This is a genomic window from Clostridium sp. 1001271B_151109_B4 (assembly GCF_015670405.1).
GTDB lineage: Bacteria > Bacillota > Clostridia > Clostridiales > Clostridiaceae > Clostridium.
In genome coordinates this window covers 1-1,080 of record NZ_JADPBQ010000056.1, presented here as the reverse complement: position 1 = coordinate 1,080, position 1,080 = coordinate 1, and the positions used below count along the sequence as shown (strand labels likewise).

Genomic DNA, 1,080 nt, shown 5'->3' with positions numbered 1-1,080 from the left:
TAAGTGCGGTAACGTATGTAGCTGACTGATACTAATAGGTCGAGGGCTTGACCAATAAAAATATAATTCATGTGCAATTTTGAGATAACAATCTCAATAATCTGGTGATGATGGCGTAGAGGAAACACTCCTTCCCATTCCGAACAGGAAAGTTAAGCTCTACAGCGTCGATGGTACTGCACGGGTGACTGTGTGGGAGAGTAGAACGTTGCCAGGTAAATTTGGGGGTATAGCTCAGTTGGGAGAGCACTTGCCTTGCACGCAAGGGGTCAAGGGTTCGAATCCCTTTACCTCCACCAAAAGCTACGATTAATGTCGTAGCTTTTTTTGTTATATAAAAAAAATATTACCTACTATGAAAAATATATTTAAGAATAGCTTAAATGATTAGTATACAAAAAAATTTCTTAATAATTTTAAACAAATGATAAATAATTAAATTACGCTTAAAGAATATACGTGCCTTTTTAAGAGGAGTAATTAAGATGAAAAGTAGCTGATTGATCCAACTATTCACCTTAAGCTGTCAACTAATAATGGATTTTATGGGATTTAAGAAAAAAAGCACTAGCTAAGCTGGTGTTTTTTATTATATAAATAAATTTATATAATAATTTTTAAATTCTTGAATTAATTTTTAAAAAAATATAATAGCAATATTGGATGAATAGAAAGTTAAGTTATTTAATGAAGGGTATATTACAAAATTATTTTTCTTTATAACTTTAAAATTTTATTAATAATATTAGATTTAGATAATAATATTTTTAGAATTTAAGGAATATTTATTATATAAATTGTAGATAATATAAGATATATAAGGAGAAAATAGGGAATTTTAAATAATATACAATAAATTTTAAAAAATATGTTGACATAAGAATTTAATAATGATATTATAAGGAAGTCGTCAGGACAGCAAGCAACATTTAAAGAAAAGAAAAAAAGTTTTCAAAAAAAGTGTTGACAAAAAGTTTTGATGATGATAAGATAAAGAAGTCGCTTCGGTGCGACAGAGTAAATGGTCTTTGAAAATTGAACAGAATATAGTTAAAGTAAACCAGCAATTCTTTTGAGAGT

Annotated in this window: 1 tRNA gene and 1 rRNA gene; both read left to right on the top strand. The window is 28.1% G+C overall.

Features of this window, described 5'->3' with window-relative positions:
• Positions 1–100 precede the first annotated feature (100 nt).
• Positions 101–217: ribosomal RNA gene (gene rrf / locus I4V63_RS15475) — 5S ribosomal RNA — on the top strand.
• A 6-nt stretch (positions 218–223) separates the two neighbouring features.
• A tRNA-Ala gene (locus I4V63_RS15470) sits at positions 224–299 on the top strand.
• Positions 300–1,080: the final 781 nt, after the last annotated feature.